At 57.3% G+C, this 15,557-nt stretch carries 14 protein-coding genes and 3 pseudogenes; 7 read left to right on the top strand and 10 right to left on the bottom strand.

Features of this window, described 5'->3' with window-relative positions:
- Positions 1-60: 60 nt before the first annotated feature.
- The 5 genes from BTM36_RS04280 to BTM36_RS04260 all read right to left on the bottom strand — a co-directional run bounded on the left by BTM36_RS04280 (position 61) and on the right by BTM36_RS04260 (position 6,819).
- Positions 61-1,017: a hypothetical protein gene (locus tag BTM36_RS04280; protein WP_050470055.1), complete on the bottom strand. Its 957-nt coding sequence runs from the start codon at positions 1,015-1,017 to the stop codon at positions 61-63.
- Positions 1,018-1,087: 70 nt separating this feature from the next.
- On the bottom strand, positions 1,088-2,329 hold the full coding sequence (locus BTM36_RS04275; RefSeq protein WP_050470053.1) for a TolC family protein: 1,242 nt from the start codon (positions 2,327-2,329) through the stop codon (positions 1,088-1,090).
- Entirely contained in the window at positions 2,326-2,628 is a 303-nt protein-coding gene (locus tag BTM36_RS04270) for a DUF3240 family protein (RefSeq protein WP_050470052.1), read from the bottom strand. Before BTM36_RS04270 ends, BTM36_RS04275 begins: the two co-directional genes overlap by 4 nt.
- Positions 2,621-5,716 carry an efflux RND transporter permease subunit gene (locus BTM36_RS04265; protein WP_061286720.1) on the bottom strand — a complete coding sequence of 1,032 codons (3,096 nt, stop codon included), beginning with the start codon at positions 5,714-5,716 and terminating at the stop codon, positions 2,621-2,623. Before BTM36_RS04265 ends, BTM36_RS04270 begins: the two co-directional genes overlap by 8 nt.
- Positions 5,716-6,819: an efflux RND transporter periplasmic adaptor subunit gene (locus BTM36_RS04260; RefSeq protein WP_050470050.1), complete on the bottom strand. Its 1,104-nt coding sequence runs from the start codon at positions 6,817-6,819 to the stop codon at positions 5,716-5,718. Before BTM36_RS04260 ends, BTM36_RS04265 begins: the two co-directional genes overlap by 1 nt.
- A gap of 324 nt (positions 6,820-7,143) precedes the next feature.
- Between BTM36_RS04260 and BTM36_RS04255 the strand changes: the two genes are divergently transcribed.
- On the top strand, positions 7,144-7,326 hold the full coding sequence (locus BTM36_RS04255; protein WP_050470049.1) for a hypothetical protein: 183 nt from the start codon (positions 7,144-7,146) through the stop codon (positions 7,324-7,326).
- 221 nt (positions 7,327-7,547) lie between these two features.
- On the opposite strand, the gene BTM36_RS04250 is transcribed toward BTM36_RS04255, so the two are convergent.
- From BTM36_RS04250 to BTM36_RS04240, 3 genes are read right to left on the bottom strand one after another with little or no spacing between them, the layout of a single operon-like run.
- Positions 7,548-8,852 carry an MFS transporter gene (locus tag BTM36_RS04250; RefSeq protein WP_050470046.1) on the bottom strand — a complete coding sequence of 435 codons (1,305 nt, stop codon included), beginning with the start codon at positions 8,850-8,852 and terminating at the stop codon, positions 7,548-7,550.
- 13 nt (positions 8,853-8,865) lie between these two features.
- Complete coding sequence (locus tag BTM36_RS04245) at positions 8,866-9,963, bottom strand: nickel/cobalt efflux transporter (protein ID WP_050470042.1); 1,098 nt, start codon at positions 9,961-9,963, stop codon at positions 8,866-8,868.
- A 9-nt stretch (positions 9,964-9,972) separates the two neighbouring features.
- A complete protein-coding gene (locus tag BTM36_RS04240; RefSeq protein WP_050470040.1) occupies positions 9,973-10,242 on the bottom strand; it encodes a metal-sensing transcriptional repressor in 270 nt (89 codons plus the stop codon).
- A gap of 112 nt (positions 10,243-10,354) precedes the next feature.
- On the opposite strand from BTM36_RS04240, the gene BTM36_RS04235 reads away from it, so the two are divergent.
- From BTM36_RS04235 to BTM36_RS04210, 6 genes and pseudogenes are all read left to right on the top strand, one after another.
- Positions 10,355-11,314, top strand: a complete 960-nt coding sequence (locus BTM36_RS04235; protein WP_050470039.1) for a chromate resistance protein ChrB domain-containing protein — start codon at positions 10,355-10,357, stop codon at positions 11,312-11,314.
- A pseudogene (locus tag BTM36_RS04230) lies at positions 11,311-11,676 on the top strand (chromate transporter); the annotation flags it as partial. The gene BTM36_RS04235 and the pseudogene BTM36_RS04230, both read left to right, overlap by 4 nt.
- Positions 11,677-11,819: 143 nt before the next feature.
- Positions 11,820-12,155: a PepSY domain-containing protein gene (locus tag BTM36_RS04225; RefSeq protein ID WP_050470036.1), complete on the top strand. Its 336-nt coding sequence runs from the start codon at positions 11,820-11,822 to the stop codon at positions 12,153-12,155.
- A gap of 57 nt (positions 12,156-12,212) precedes the next feature.
- Positions 12,213-12,398, top strand: a complete 186-nt coding sequence (locus tag BTM36_RS04220; protein ID WP_050470034.1) for a hypothetical protein — start codon at positions 12,213-12,215, stop codon at positions 12,396-12,398.
- Position 12,399: 1 nt separating this feature from the next.
- Positions 12,400-13,617, top strand: coding sequence for a TniQ family protein (locus tag BTM36_RS04215; protein ID WP_050470032.1), 1,218 nt, complete (start codon positions 12,400-12,402; stop codon positions 13,615-13,617).
- Between the two features lie 60 nt (positions 13,618-13,677).
- Positions 13,678-14,278, top strand: a pseudogene (locus BTM36_RS04210) (recombinase family protein).
- Positions 14,279-14,293: 15 nt separating this feature from the next.
- On the opposite strand, the pseudogene BTM36_RS04205 reads toward BTM36_RS04210, so the two are convergent.
- Both BTM36_RS04205 and BTM36_RS27625 read right to left on the bottom strand, forming a co-directional pair.
- Positions 14,294-15,235, bottom strand: a pseudogene (locus BTM36_RS04205) (nickel/cobalt efflux transporter); the annotation flags it as partial.
- Between the two features lie 16 nt (positions 15,236-15,251).
- Positions 15,252-15,557, bottom strand: a 306-nt coding sequence (locus BTM36_RS27625; RefSeq protein ID WP_139347062.1) for a CopD family protein, incomplete at its 5' end; no start/stop codon positions are given.

Below are 15,557 nucleotides of genomic sequence, written 5' to 3'. Positions count from 1 at the left end.
CCACCGAACTGGGGCACTCCGTCACACGACTTAAGCGATCTCACCGAAAATCGAAGGAATTCATTTTCTGCTTTCATTTTTCACACTTTTTATCCGAGTGAATAAGTAGACCGCAGATCCCAACTCAGGGGGGATCAGCATTTTCGCTAATTCTGCTGCCTCCACCATCTCAAAGTTCTCTTGTTCAGAATAGGCTCCCCAACTTCCACTCGCCACTTGATACTGGCTTCCGATCATGATGTAGAGCTGTACGCTGGATGTCTGAAAAATATGATGCTCAAACGGATTTTCTGCCGGGGGCCACGAACACACTACGACTTCTGGCGCATACCGCTCAAGGGCAGAGACCGCATCGCATTTCACTACGTCAGAGGGATACTTTATCCGGTGGCCCCAACTGTAATCATCGGTTGCGGTAACCTTCACTCCACATCCCTTTAAGAAGCGTGTCAGAGTTCCGTCGCCCGCACCTATTTCCAGCGTTTTTCTAGGGCCGATCAGCTTTGCAAGAGTCCTGACGAAATCGCGACTGTAAAAACAGTAAATCCCCTTAGACGATACCAACGGCATCAGAAGCTCCCGCTGGCCCAACAAGGGCCAGATCAGCCTGAATAGTCGCAAGCTGACCATCTTCCGTTCCAACCCGCGGGAGAATAGCAGCCACTGAGCAAGCCCCCCGTTCCAGAAGTTGAAGCGCACTTTTCCTCTGGCATTTCCGCTTGCCAACGACAAACTGCAGTCCTTCACGGCCAAGCAAATCATCTGATATCGAACCTGCCTGTATGTCGCCTCCCACATGGCCTTTGTTAGCACCTCTTGCCGAAAACCCTTACGATGCCGTGGCCACTCGGGCGGATTCTCTGTCAGTCGCCTCAAATCCTCGGGACTGCCTGTTGTAATCACTTCGTTCAATTGCTGCTGGGCGATTTCCCATTGTTCTGGAAACTCATTACAGAGATCCATCAGTTTGGGTCTGGTTGCCAACCAGCGGACGATATCTTGGGGCGTCTTCATCATCTATAGACGTGAACATACATATCCCGGGCCGTCTGCCAAGCATTCCATCGATCAGCCGGCGGCGCTCAGGTCAGTTCTGTTCCAGCCCCCAGATCAGATGAGAGTCAATCAATAGTTGGTAATAACTCCTGATCGCCGAAGTCTTGGCTCCCAATGCCCCTTGCTGGGCAGTGGCGGCTTGGCGTTGGGTAAGCAACAGTCCTTGCAAATCGCCCTCACCCAACAAGTAGGCTCGCTGCATCAGACGCGCGTTCTCACGCATGGAGTTCGCGCTTTCCTCTGCCAGTAGCATGCCATCGTAGTTGCTTTGCACAGTGATGATCGATGAATCGATTTCGGCGCCGATCTGCCTCCGAATAGCCTCAAGTTCCTGGCGTTTGGCCTCCGCCACATGCGTCGCTTGGATAGCCCTCTCGCTGCGGGACCCACTCGGGATCGGGATGCTGATCGATACGCCGACGAGTCGCTCCCTGCCGCGCGCCTCGGATCCACTGAAGACCCCAAGAGTGGGGTCTGGCGTCCGTTCGGCTCTGCTGCGCTGTGCTTGTGCATCTGCGCTTCGCCATGCGGCCTCGGCAGCCTTAAACCGGTCACTTTGCTCGCGAATTCGGGCTTGTAAATAACCAGAATCCTGCGCCAGCGCGGAGATGTTGGGGAAATTGGAGAACTGTCCATCAAAACCTGGGAAGCGGCTATGCAGTTGTGTCCATGTCAATGAAGCACCAAGCTTGGCTTCGTTGGTCTGTCGACGCTGTTCCGCCAACTCGGACTGCGCCAGGCTCACATCGAGCTTGGCGGCATCACCGGCTTTCGCACGCTTCTGTACGGCAGAAAGATTTTCTACCGCAAACTGCTGCATGCTCTTGCTGAGTTCATAGTTGGCATTGGCCTGCAACCAGGCCATCCATAACTCCAGTAGATCGCGCGCAGCCTCGTGCATGGCTTCGCCGTAGCGCGCCTCGGCTTCATCCACCGTCGCCTGACCAAGTTTGCGGTCTGCCGACGCCTTGGCGGGCAGGCGGATCGTGCGCTCCAGAGCGACGTTCCACTCATTCGAGTTCGCTTCGTTTTCGACACGACGGCGCTGGCCGGTAGCGCGCGCCGTCCATTCATAGGGCGATGCGTCAAGAATATTGGATTCTCGACGTGCCGCATCCAGCGTGGCCCGCGCAGCAGCAACGGAGGGATCCTGTTCCAACAGGGGGCGCGCAACCAGCGCCGGGATCGGACCGTCCGGTATGCCGGGGGAGCTTTGGGCTTGCGCGAACAACGGCAGAAAGAGCGCTGTCAGTAAAGTGCTACGAAGATTCATGCAAATTCTCCTTGTTCGAACACGGCCGTCACCCAGTAGCGCAGCCCCGAACGAGCAAATGTGTTTTTCAGACCGGAGAGCAACTTATCTTTGGCTTGCTCAGTGCAGAGGATTTGAACTTGCGTCATGACCGCACGCCCCAGAACTTGTTCGGACGCGGACAGGCGTTCCCGCTCAACCCCGTGTGCTGCCACGGTTACGCTGGTAAACACAGCGACGTCAGGCGCGACGAGCAATGAATCCAGCAATTGCTCTTCAAGATTGCGTGGACATAAGATAGTGATGATGGAATCAGACATGCTTGATCTCCTGGCTGGGTTCTTTGTCGGCGCCAGCGAACTTAAGATAGAGGATAGGCAATAGCATCAGGGTCAATGCGGTTGCAGTAATTAGGCCACCAATGACCACGATGGCCAGCGGGCGCTGGATCTCGGATCCGGGACCGCTTGCGAACAGCAGCGGAATCAGGCCAAACGCCGTGATGGACGCGGTCATCATCACAGGCCGCAAACGTCGCTTGGCACCGGTGACTACGACTTCGCGCAACGGCATTCCCTCATGTCGCAGCTGATTGAAATAGCCCACGAGAACGACACCGTTGAGCACCGTAATCCCGAGTAAGGCGATGAAGCCCACCGAAGCAGGAACAGACAGGTACTCACCGGTCAGCCACAAGGCCACGATGCCACCCACAAGCGCGAACGGAATGATGCTGAGAATAAGCAGTGCCTGCCTGATCGACCCGAAAGTGGCAAACAGCAGTACGAAGATCAATCCCAGCGAAATGGGCACTACTACGCCCAAACGGGCCGCAGCACGTTGCTGGTTTTCAAACTGCCCACCCCAGCTCATACGATAGCCGGTTGGCAATTTCAGCTTCTGCGCCACTTTGGCTTGCGCTTCTTGCACGAAGCCCACCAGGTCGCGGCCGCTGACGTTGGCGATAACAACACTGTAGCGGCTACCCATCTCCCGGTCGATTTTGACTGGTCCAGCCGCGCGCTCCAGAGTCGCAATACTGGACAGAGGAACCGTCATACCATCTTTTCCAGTGATACGAACTGCCGAAAACTCGGCAGGTGACAGCCGAATCGATTCAGAAGCACGTAACAGGATGGGGGTACGACGGTTGCCTTCGATCACCGTGCCTGTCTGCTGGCCCTCGATCTGCACCCGCAGCGCATCCTGGACGTCTTCCACCGAGAGGCCCAAGCGGCCTGCCTGCATACGGTCGACGATCACCCGCATGTATTGCACCCCATCGTTTTGAACCGTATATACGTCCTGATTGCCGGAGATGGTCTTGAGCACTTGTTCAACCTGGGTCGCGTATGAGTTGAGCTGTTCAAGGTCGGGGCCGAATATTTTGACCGCAATGTCGCCCCGTACGCCAATGATCATCTCGGAGACGCGCATTTCGATAGGCTGGGTAAAACTGTAAGAGATGCCAGGCAGGGTATCCAGGACCTTGCGAATTTCTGCCAGCAACTCGTCCTTTGTCTTCATGCGCCACTCACTCTGCGGCTTAAGCAGCAGATAAGTGTCGGTCTGATTAAGACCCATTGGATCCAAGCCAATCTCATCGGAACCGGCGCGCGCCACCACTCCCGTCACCTCCGGGATCTCTTTCATCAGTGCCTGATGAATCTTCAAGTCAATTGCTGCGCTTTCCTCCAGGCTCACGGAGGGGAGTTTTTCAATGCCGACAATCAAGCTCCCCTCATCCATGGTCGGCATGAATGTCTTGCCTACCTGCGTGTAGAGCACGCCAGCCAGCGCCAACATCAGGACTGCGCCAATCGATACCACCCGCTGATGTCTAAGTACCCATTCAAGCAAAGGGGAATATGCTTGCAGCAGCTTACGCGGCAGCCAAGGTTCTTCATGGCTGACATTCTTGATGAGATAAGATGCGATGACGGGAATGACGGTGAAGGAAAGCAGCAGGGAGCCGGCCAACGCGAAAACGATAGCCATTGCCACCGGCGCGAAAAACTTGCCCTCCAGATCCTGCAAAGTCAGCAACGGCAAAAATACGGTGATGATGATCAGGATTCCAGATGTCACGGGCACTGCAACTTCCTTTACGGCCCGATATACGATATGCAATCTGGGAAGTTTTCCGTCACTCTTGTCGTCGGCCAGCCGCTGCACGATGTTTTCAGTTACCACCACTGCTGCATCCACCAGCATACCGATCGCAATCGTCAGCCCTCCCAGGCTCATAAGGTTGGCCGACATGTCAAAGCTGCGCATGAGGATGAATGTGATAAGAGCCGCGAGCGGTAGTACTAAAGCGACGGTTACTGCTGCCCGCACGTTGCCGAGGAACAGTCCGAGCAGTACCAGAACCAAAATGGTCGCTTCCAGCAGTGCACGAGAAACCGCACCTACCGCCTTATCAACCAACGAGGCCCGATCATAAAAGACATCGAGCGTTACCCCTTTGGGTAAAGTCGACTGGATCTCTTCAAGCTTCTTTTTGACTCCTTCGACTACCTTTTGTGCATTGGCGCCGGCCAACCCCAATACCAGCCCTTGCACCGCCTCGCCTTGTCCGCTCTTGGTGACCACACCATTGCGTGTCATCGTTCCGACACGAACTTCGGCCAATGAACCGACACGCACGGGCGAGCGGTCCTTAACGGTGACGACAACGGAACGCAGGTCATCCAGATTCTGGATACTGCCTTCGGTTCGGACCAGGAGAACCTCGCCACCTTCAGACAGGCGTCCGGCACCATCATTCATGTTATTACTGCGCAATGCATCTTTCAGTTGCGCCATCGTGATACCGGCGCTGGCAAGTTTGAGTGGATCGGGGATGATCTCGAACGAACGGACCATTCCACCCAATGAATTTACATCCGCTACGCCTGGGACCGTACGCAACGCGGGACGAATTACCCAATCGAGCAAACTGCGCTTGTCCGCCAGACTCATTCCATCCGCTTCGATGGTGAACATAAACATTTCACCTAATGGTGTTGTCACGGGGGCCATGCCGCCGCTGATTCCCTGAGGAAGCAACTCTGCGATCCCGGCAAGGCGCTCGTTAACCTGCTGGCGTGCCCAATAGCGGTCGGTTCCATCTTCGAAGTCGATCGTGACATCGACCAGTCCGTACTTGGTCACCGAGCGCAGGATCTTGGTCTTGGGAATGCCAAGCATTTCCACCTCGATCGGTACTGCAATACGGCTCTCGACCTCTTCGGGGGTCATGCCGGGCGCTTTCATGATTACCTTGACCTGCGTACTGGATACATCGGGGAATGCATCGATCGGCAGTTGGGTGAACGCAAACCATCCGGCTCCGGCAAGCATAAGTGCCCCTAGCAACACGAACAGTCGCTGGGATAGGGAGAACTGGATAAGTCGGGCGAGCATTATTTCCCTCCCTTGTCATCCAACCACGCGCCTTTCAGGGCAACGATGCCGCTAGTGGCAATTTTTTCATTGGGTTGCAGCGCGCCCAGGATACGCAGACGCTGAGCTGCGCTAGCTTGCACCTTAACCGGACGGGCGTCGAATCCTTTTGCCGTGCGCACGAAGACAACCGCATAATCCCCGTCGTACGCGATGGCGGATAGCGGAACATCCCAGCTACCGGGTGTTTTCTCAGGCATCAGCTCCATGGTCACGAATTGGCCGGGCAGCAGCGCTCCCTGGCCGCCCTCCAGAGAGGCGCGCAAGGTCACGCTCTGGCTGCCCGCGGCCACGCTGGTGCCAACGCTAAGGAGTTTGCCCTTGACATTGATGCCTTTGACCTTCACCGGCGTCCCGGCACGCCAAGTGGCTGCATCCGAAGCAGAAACATGGATATCTGCTGTCAATACGTCAGCCTGTGTCAGGCGCATCAGCGGCGTACTGGCATCAACACGCTGCCCAAGTTTGACCTCGATATCAGTCACGATACCGCCCTTGGCGGCGCGTAGAATGAAACCATCCTCGACCGTGCCGGCGGTGCCCAGCCTGTCCATAAAACCTGCCATACGGAGAGCTGCTTTGACCTGGAACAGGGCCGCCTCACTCTCCTGCAGCGCGGCTTGCGACTCCTGCACCCGGCGCTGGGCAATGATGCCTTCATCAAAGAGCGCCTTCTCTCGCTGAGCATTTTGCGCGGCCAGGCTGTACTTTGCATTCGCTGTCATCAACTGCATCTGCAACTGACTAAAGTCCGGACTCACGACGCGCAGTAGCGGCGCACCTTGCTTCACGGTCTCGTTATGACGTACAAGAATCTGCGATACCATGCCGGCCAGCGGAGAACTAATGATTTGCTCGCGATCAGGCGGCACGGTGATTTGGGCGGGATACTGTACTGCCAGCGCTTCGGATTGCTGATCGAGCCGCACGAGCTGAATACCCAGTGCCTTAATCTGTTGATCGGTGATGGAGAATGATTTTGGCCTGTCGGCTGCATGGGCCGACAATGCTTGGAAGATGAGAATGGCAAGAGCAAGTCGCCCGACGAAAGCAGGTGTTTTCATATGGATGTCCTGATCTCCATCCGTCCGGGCAACACAAGGCAGCCCAGAGGCAGACGGATTAGTTCACTGCGAGAAATGTTGAGACGCGATGCAGCGATGGCCGAGCTGACGAAGACAGCCCCCGAACGGCGGGTCACTCCAAGTCGCCAGGATTACTGACGCAAAAAAATGGCGAAGGAATTAGATCGACGAACGTCGAGGGGGCCGGAATGGCGCAGGAAATACCGACTCCGGAACACGGGAAGCCAGTAAGGAAAAGATCAGGATGGTAGCTAACGCCCATACCTGCAGTGTCGCAGACATGGAGGCAGGAAGGGGCTGCCCGTGATCCGCAGCATGCAGCAATTGATGTTCTGCGCCGGTGAGAATGCCATGATCATCTTCGTCGGCATGCTGATCCATCAAGGAAACAAGTTTCCCATTCAGGGTGTGATCCAGATCATGATGAAGCCATTGCGTGCGCAAGTGCGCAATGCCAATGTTCGCAATAAAAATCGCGAGCATTAGTAAAGCAACACGTCGGCAGATGGTTCTTTTCATAAAATTGGATAAAGCACATTTTAAGTGCTGAATATTTCAAATTATCCGTTAAGGCCTGCTAGTTCTCAACCGTTATCAGGGGTAGAAAACATCCTTAATTTAATCCATTAGGATGTATTGCAACAAAAAATACAGGCTGAAGCATAGCACCAGCACAATGGTGATATAAGCGATTATCTTGAGCCATGTCATGGATGAGGCCAGTCACGATGATAGTCATCGATGACGTAATGGTGGCAATGACGCTTTCCGCCCCCAGCGAGATGCACATGCTCTTCATCTAAATCTGCATGCTCGTGCTCTATTTGCTCAGGATCAACAGCGGGCCATAGTTTTGCAGCGGCAATTACAGCCACTAGGGCAATCAAACCAAGGACGACAAATGTTAGCGACAAGCCGATACGCGCTCCGAGCCAGCCCGCAACCGGATAAGTAACTAGCCAGCAAGCGTGCGACAGTGCGAATTGCGCGGCAAACAGAGACGGCCGATCTTCCGCTGACGAGGATCGACGTAACAGTCGCCCGGACGGTGTCTGCGTCAAGGAGTAACCGATACCCAGCAACCCCCACAGTACTAGCATCCAATGATACGAGTCTACTGTACTACCCGCGAATAGGCCGATTATCAGTACCGAAGCACCGGATAACATCGCAGTACGATCAGAAATGCTTTTTAGGAGGCCCGGCAAGATAAAAGCGGCCGCCATCGAGCCTCCACCAAAAGCGGCGAGAGCCCAAGCAGTTTGCGTCTGCGTCAACCCGAACCTGGCCTGGACGTACACCACGGTGTTGACAATCACCATCGCGCTCGCCGCAGCAACAGCTAGATTGAGTGCCAGAAGGCCACGCAATCGGGGCGTAGCCAGGTAAGTCCGGAGGCCCTTGGTCGTGCGATCGTAGATGCCGCGGGGTGGTGATAGCTTTGCTTTTGGCAACACGACGGAGACCACTAGCAAAGCGGATCCGATGAATCCGATTGAAGTTCCCGCAAACAACATGTGAAAACTGATCACGCTCACTAGTGCAGCCGCTAGCATCGGACTGACGACACTTTCCAAGTCATAGGCCAGGCGCGACAGTGACAAGGCCTTGGTGTATTCGTCCTCCTCCGGCAACACATCAGGAATGGTGGCCTGGAAAGTCGGAGTGAAGGCAGCCGATGCCGACTGGAGCACAAAGATCAGGATGTATATCTGCCAAATCTGTGTAACGAATGGCAGCGAAATGGCCACAGCGGCGCGAATGAGATCAAGGGTCACCAAGGTAGTGCGTCGCGGCAGGCGTTCGGAAAACGCGGACGCGATCGGCGCCACGCCAATGTAGGCGATCATCTTGATCGCCAATGCAGTCCCGAGTACCGTGCCGGCTTTATCTCCTGCGAGGTCAAAAGCCAACAAGCCCAACGCAACTGTGGCAAGTCCCGTACCCACCAGCGCAATCACTTGCGCCAAGAATAAGTGGCGGTAACTGCGGTTTCGAAATACGGAAAACATGGTATTTCCTTCTTTAAGCCGGCAGTGCAATCCAGCCGTGATAGAACACATACAAGCCCACCATAATAATGACTGCGCTGGAGAAGTAAGGCGCCTTGCGGGCAAATGTACCGAAACCCGACCAGCGCTTGCTGACATGACGGATGCTCAGGGCTGCCACGATACCCGAGGCCACCATGGTCAGCGCCAGACCGATACTGAAGCACAGCACCAGGCCTGCGCCCAAGGAAACCTTCTTCAGCTGTAGGCACAGCAGCAGCACGGTAATAGCCGCCGGACACGGGATCAGGCCGCCGGTCAGGCCGAACATGACGATCTGGCCGGTGCTGATGTCCCTATTAGCGAACCGCCGCTTGATGTCGTTCGCGTGGGCTTGCTCGTGAGCATCCTGGTACGTCCCATCCGATACGTCCAGTCCATCATCGCCATGATCGTGGTGGTGATGCTCTTCATATTGGACGTCATAAATGTGGAAGTGACCGCCGTGCGACAGAAACACTTGTGCTTTGAACTCATGCGGCTCGGGAATCTCATCGATCGACTCCAGAAATGCTCCCTTGTCGACAAACTTGAAGGTCTGTTCGGTGCCATCTGGGCGAGTTGTGTGAATCTCGACGCCAGCGGCTGGCCAGCGATGCATGCCGTGCTCGGTCGATAACCGGAAGCGCGGCGGCACATTCTCTTCGAAGATATCGACACGCAGCATGCCATGGCCGGTATTGATCCACTTGGTCTCGTCGTGATGATGGCCATGCACCTCTTCACGTGCCTGCTGCCAAGTTCGGTACGCCATCCAAAGCGCCACGCCGATGATCAGTACGCCGGAGGCGACCTGGAAGTAAGGCTCCGACGATTCCGCGCTCCACTGACTGCCGAAGTACATGCCGGCTAAGGCGACCAGCCACACCACGGCCGTATGCGACAGCGTGGCAGAGATGCCCAACAGCACCGCCTGCGAGACGGTGCCGCGAATGGCCACAATGAAAGCAGCCATCATGGTTTTGGAGTGCCCTGGTTCCAGGCCGTGCAGCGCGCCCAGGAGAATAGCGCTGGGGATGAACAGCCAGATGTTGCCGGCGCCTTGCTGGAGCAGGCCTGCGATATCGATCATGGAGGTGCCTCAGAGGTATTTGGTGATTTCTTTGAATTCGCGTACCGCCTCGGCGGCGTCCTGGCCGTCTGACTGCATGGCGTGATCCAGGCAATGGCTGATGTGGTCGTGGATCAGAGTGCGCTTGGCATTGCCGACAGCGCTTTCGACGGCCTGCAACTGCTGGGCGACATCCAGGCAACTGCGTCCTGTTTCCATCATGGCAATAATGCTGCGCAGATGGCCTTCGGCCCGCTTCAGGCGTTTGATGATGTCGGAATGGGAGGCGTGGGTGCTCATCGCATATTTATCCTATCGGGGGGGATAGGATATCACGATTGCTAATCAGCACGATAGCAATGCCCTTAAAGTTAACTTTGTAATTTTCGTTACATGGTGTAGAGTTTTATACATGAATACTACATCGACACACTGGCACCTCCTCATTGCCAGCCTTCCCACCACCGGCGCCACCGCCCGCATGCGCCTTTGGCGGGCCATCAAGGCCCTGGGGTGCGTCCCGTTGCGCGACGGCGCCTATCTCCTTCCCGAACGCCCCGGGCATGCCGACACCTTGGCCGAACTGGTCGACCAAACCAATGCCGAAGGCGGCGAAGCCTGGCTAGTGAAGGTGGTTCCCCGGAACGCAGACGATGAACAGGCCTTCCTGGCACGGTTTGATCGTGCCAAGGAATATGGCGAATTTCTGGAAATGGTGGTGGAGGCCAAGAAGTCGCTGATGTCGCAAGCCACGGCGGATATCGCCAAGACGCTCAAGAAGCTGGCCAAGGAACGTGAAGCGATCGAGCGCATCGATTTTTTCCCCAATGAAGCGGCCCTGGCCGCCAATGCTGCCTGGGCCGATTTCGCCGAGAAGGCCGATGCGATCTTGTCGCCTGGCGAGCCGCAGCCGCAAGAACGGGACATTCCCTACTTGCAAATTCAGGATTACCAAAGGCGTACCTGGGCGACGCGACGCCATTTATGGGTGGATCGGGTGGCTAGCGCGTGGCTGATCCAGCGCTTCATCGATTCCAAGGCGGCCTTTTTGTGGCTGGACAGTCCTGCCAATTGCCCTGTGGATGCCTTGGGCTTCGATTTTAACGACGCCACGTTCACCCACGTTGGTAACAAGGTGACGTTTGAAGTGCTGGTCGCCAGCTTCCAACTCCCCTCGACGCCAGGCATGGCCAAACTGGCCGCCCTGGTGCATGCGCTCGATGCCGGTGGCGAGGCGCCGGCGGAAGCGGCCGGGTTCGAAGCGATCCTGACCGGTGCGCGTGCCCGTTTGGCCGACGATGATGCGTTTTTGGCGGAAGTCGGTTCCATCCTCGATTCTCTCTACGCTCATTGCAACAAGGAAACGCCATGAGTGCCATCGCAGAAAAAATACCGTACACCCTCTGGCAAATGGCGCTCTACATGCTGCGCCTGGGCACCCTAGGATTTGGCGGCCCGGTGGCCTTGGTCGGCTACATGCACCGCGACCTGGTCGAAGAGCGCAAGTGGATCAGCGATGCCGACTACAAGGAAGGGCTCGCCTTAGCGCAATTGGCACCGGGGCCGCTAGCGGCCCAACTGGAAATTTACCTGGGCTACGTCCACTACCGCATCTGGGGTGCCACCATCGCCGGACTCGCCTTCGTTCTGCCGTCGTTCTTCATGGTCGTGGCGCTGGGTTGGGCCTACATGCATTTTGGCGGCCTTAGCTGGATGCAAGCTGTGTTCTATGGGGGGTCGGTTCAGAAAACGGAAAATAAAGCACGCTAAGCCGTTGCCCGACATCCCAAAGGACGATGGCCCGGCTCAGTGAGAGCTAAGTCCGCCTGCGTACCTTCTCCACTGTGCAAATCCCTGCACTCTTTTGGAGAAGCATCATGTACCGCTACACCAGACTTTCCCTTCTAGCCGTCGCCATCGCTACAACCGGCGCGGTCGCCTACGCCGCCAATGGCGGTATGGGAAACGACGCAATGGCTATCGCCAAGGCCAAGATTCCGCTCACTCAGGCGGTCACCGTTGCCGAGCAGCACGCCAATGGCAAGGCGTCACGCGCCGAGTACGAGAACTCGAAGCAAGGCTGGGTCTATGACGTCGAAGTCGTCAGCGGGGCCAAGGTCTTCGATGTCCGGGTCGATGCCAACAAGGGCACGGTCATCTCGTCCGCCGAGGACAAGGCGGATCACGATGACGACCACGACAAGCGTGACTGAATTCCCGACAGCATGGCTGGATCGCCCACGTGTGAGGCGATCCAGCCCGGAGACCCTATGGAATCACTCAACCAAACATTGTTTCTCTGGCTTAACGCACCGGAGCACCCCAGCGCTTTGGCGCTGACGCTCGCCGTCTTTTTTGCCGAGCGGCTTATCTGGGCGATGCCGCTCGTGATAGGTATCGGCTGGCCGACTACACCGGCCCAAGCGAGCGGCGACGACAGTTCGAGCGGGAACTGATGTGACGCCAGCGCCGCGCTGGCCGCTGCATCCGGCTCCCAGAGAAGGCGAAGCCTTGTCTTCGTGGCTCAACCGCGTGGCCCTTTGCTATCACATGGAAGTGTCCGAGCTGCTGGAGCACGATCTTGGTCACGGCCAGGCTGATGACATGGATACCGCGCCACCACAGTCGCTGCTGACAATGCTCTCCCGGCGGAGCGGCATCGAGCTGGATCGGCTGCGTTGCATGAGTTTCGCCGGCTGGGTGCCTTGGTTACTGGACAGCCTTGATGATCAGATTCCTGACGCTTTAGAAACCTATACGTTCCAGCTCTCGGTGTTGCTGCCGAAACTCCGCCGTAGGACGCGATCTATCACGAGCTGGCGCGCCTGGCTGCCCAGCCAGCCATTACATCGCGCCTGTCCACTCTGCCTGAACGATCCGGCAAACCAAGCCGTATTACTTGCGTGGAAGCTGCCCCTGATGCTGAGCTGCCCGCTGCATGGGTGCTGGCTGGAATCGTATTGGGGCGTGCCTGGGCGGTTTCTCGGCTGGGAAAACGCCGACGCCGACCCACGCACGGCCAGCGACGCGATTGCGACGATGGACCGGCGTACCTGGCAGGCACTGACGACCGGCCATGTTGAGCTGCCGCGCCGACGCATCCACGCCGGATTGTGGTTTCGGCTGCTACGCACGCTGCTTGATGAGCTGAACACCCCGCTTTCGGCGTGCGGAACCTACGCGGGGTATCTCCGCCTGATCTGGGAACGCTGTGGGTATCCGCTGCGTGCTGGGCAAAGTCTGTGGCGACCGTATGAAACCCTGATCCTAGCAGTAGGGTTGCAGATGCTGGAGGCTGCGGCAACGGCAATCAGCTTGATCGAAGTGAGGGATATAAGCCCGCCTGGCGAGCATGCAAAGCTATTCTGGTCCGAGCCCCAAACCGAGTTCACCAGTGGCCTGCCGGCGAAAGCGCCGAAGCCCGAACCCGTCAATCACTGGCAACGTGCAGTCCAGGCCATCGATGAAGCCATCATTGAAGCGCGGCACAACCCCGAGACGGCACGCTCGCTGTTCGCGTTGGCTTCCTATGGTCGGCGCGACCCAGCTTCCCTGGAACGGTTGCGAGCCACCTTCGTGAAGGAAGGCATCCCGCCGGAATTCCTGTCACATTATGAGCCTGATGGACCCTTTGCATGCCTTAGACAGAATGACGGGTTAAGTGACAAATTTTAACGGCCTGAGCTTTCCGGCGCACACTGTCACATAATCGAACGTATATGTGACAGGTGCAATATGCTGATTGGCTACATGCGGGTGTCGAAGGCGGATGGTTCCCAGGCGACCGACTTGCAGCGCGACGCGCTGGTTGCTGCCGGCGTCGATCCGGCCCACCTCTATGAAGACCAGGCGTCCGGCAAGCGCGAGGACCGCCCCGGCCTGGTAAGTTGCCTGAAGGCGCTACGGCCCGGCGACACGCTGGTCGTGTGGAAGCTGGATCGCCTCGGACGTGACCTGCGCCACCTGATCAACACCGTGCACGATCTGACCGGGCGCGGCATCGGGTTAAAGGTACTGACCGGCCACGGCGCGGCCATCGACACCACGACCGCCGCCGGCAAGCTGGTCTTTGGCATCTTCGCAGCACTGGCCGAGTTCGAGCGTGAACTGATCGCCGAACGGACCATCGCGGGGCTGGCGTCGGCGCGGGCGCGCGGCAGGAAGGGCGGGCACCGCAGCCAAGCTGCGCCTGGCGATGGCAGCGATGGGGCAGCCGGAAACCAAGGTCGGCGATCTGTGTCAGGAACTCGGCATCACGCGGCAGACCCTGTACCGGCACATCTCGCCGCAAGGCGAGCTGCGCCCGGATGGGGAGAGGCTGCTCTCCAGGGCCTGACAAACTGAAAGCGTGTTACACCAAGGCGTGTAGCCCTTGGTAACCTACGTACAGCCCAACCAGAACAATCAACCCGCCAGAGAAATAAGGAGCCTTGCGGGCAAATTCGCCGAAACCACTCCAGCGCTTGGACACGTGTTTGACGCTCAGCGCGGCAAGGGCGCCGGAAGCTACCATCGTCAGAGCCAGACCGATGCTAAAGCACAGAACAAGGGTCGCACCCAGCGCGATCTTCTTCAATTGCAAGCAGAGTAGCAGCACGGTGATCGACGCCGGGCAGGGAATCAGCCCACCCGTCAGGCCGAAGACGATGATTTGTCCTGTGGTCACTTCGCGGCCGGCAAAACGGCGGCGAATGTCGTTGGCGTGGGCCAGCTCATGCGGGTCTTGGTAGCCCGGTGCCGATACATCCAGCCCTTCGTAGTCCTTGATGGCGTGGTGATGGTCATCGTGCTCGACGAATTCGACGTCGTAGTCATGACTGTGGTGGTCATGGCCCAGCTTCAAACGGGCGACGAACTCGTGCGGCTCGGGAATCTCCTGCCCTGATTCGACGAAACCATCACGCTGCACGAAAGTGAAGGTCTGGCGGCTGCCGTCCGGACGCTCCGTCTCGATTTTTACCTGGTCAGCCGCCCACACATGGCCATGCTTGCTTTCGCGGTACAGGCGAAAGCGCGGCGGAACATCCTTTTCAAACACTTCCAGACGCACTACGCCATGGCCGGTGTCGATGTGCTTGGCTTCATCGTGGTGGTGATCGTGGTCATGGCTGTGGTCGTGGAAGCACGCACGTTGGGCACGCCATGTACGCCAGATCATCCAGGCCGCGACGCCGATGATCAGCACAGCCGAAACGACCTGGAAATAAGGCTCGGTCGCCTCGGCGTTCCAGTTGCGGCCGAAATACAGTCCAGCCATCGCAACAGCCCACACCACGGCCGTGTGCGAGAGGGTCTCCGTGGGATTGAACTTATTCAGTCATCGGACCCAAGGTGCCGAGCCAGGCGACCAACGCCAGAATCAGGAACGCGCAACAGGTTTCGACGAAAAGGCTTCTGCGTAGAGCAGCAATCGCCGTGGCGTGTTCTCCCGAAACTTGGACTCGTTCCAACAACGGGCTCAAGCGGTAGCGATTCGCGGCAGCCAGAGCCAGCATCAAGCCGAACAGGCCGAGCTTGGCGATTAATAGTTGCCCGTAGGGAGAAGAGAAAAGCCCTGTAATGGTGGGGCCCACAATCAGCCAGTAGTTCAGCGCACCGGTGATCACCAACGATCC

Origin of the sequence: Herbaspirillum sp. VT-16-41 (assembly GCF_001994935.1) — a bacterium.
Lineage (GTDB): Bacteria > Pseudomonadota > Gammaproteobacteria > Burkholderiales > Burkholderiaceae_D > Herbaspirillum > Herbaspirillum frisingense.
This window is presented reverse-complemented; position numbering and strand designations above follow the sequence as displayed.

What these genes read in the sequence shown, in the direction of transcription:
- BTM36_RS04280 (WP_050470055.1), bottom strand. Translation starts at nt 1,017, where the DNA reads ATGATGAAGACGCCCCAAGATATCGTCCGCTGGTTGGCAACCAGACCC.
- BTM36_RS04275 (WP_050470053.1), bottom strand. Translation starts at nt 2,329, where the DNA reads ATGAATCTTCGTAGCACTTTACTGACAGCGCTCTTTCTGCCGTTGTTC.
- BTM36_RS04270 (WP_050470052.1), bottom strand. Translation starts at nt 2,628, where the DNA reads ATGTCTGATTCCATCATCACTATCTTATGTCCACGCAATCTTGAAGAG.
- BTM36_RS04265 (WP_061286720.1), bottom strand. Translation starts at nt 5,716, where the DNA reads ATGCTCGCCCGACTTATCCAGTTCTCCCTATCCCAGCGACTGTTCGTG.
- BTM36_RS04260 (WP_050470050.1), bottom strand. Translation starts at nt 6,819, where the DNA reads ATGAAAACACCTGCTTTCGTCGGGCGACTTGCTCTTGCCATTCTCATC.
- BTM36_RS04250 (WP_050470046.1), bottom strand. Translation starts at nt 8,852, where the DNA reads ATGTTTTCCGTATTTCGAAACCGCAGTTACCGCCACTTATTCTTGGCG.
- BTM36_RS04245 (WP_050470042.1), bottom strand. Translation starts at nt 9,963, where the DNA reads ATGATCGATATCGCAGGCCTGCTCCAGCAAGGCGCCGGCAACATCTGG.
- BTM36_RS04240 (WP_050470040.1), bottom strand. Translation starts at nt 10,242, where the DNA reads ATGAGCACCCACGCCTCCCATTCCGACATCATCAAACGCCTGAAGCGG.
- BTM36_RS04235 (WP_050470039.1), top strand. Translation starts at nt 10,355, where the DNA reads ATGAATACTACATCGACACACTGGCACCTCCTCATTGCCAGCCTTCCC.
- BTM36_RS04225 (WP_050470036.1), top strand. Translation starts at nt 11,820, where the DNA reads ATGTACCGCTACACCAGACTTTCCCTTCTAGCCGTCGCCATCGCTACA.
- BTM36_RS04220 (WP_050470034.1), top strand. Translation starts at nt 12,213, where the DNA reads ATGGAATCACTCAACCAAACATTGTTTCTCTGGCTTAACGCACCGGAG.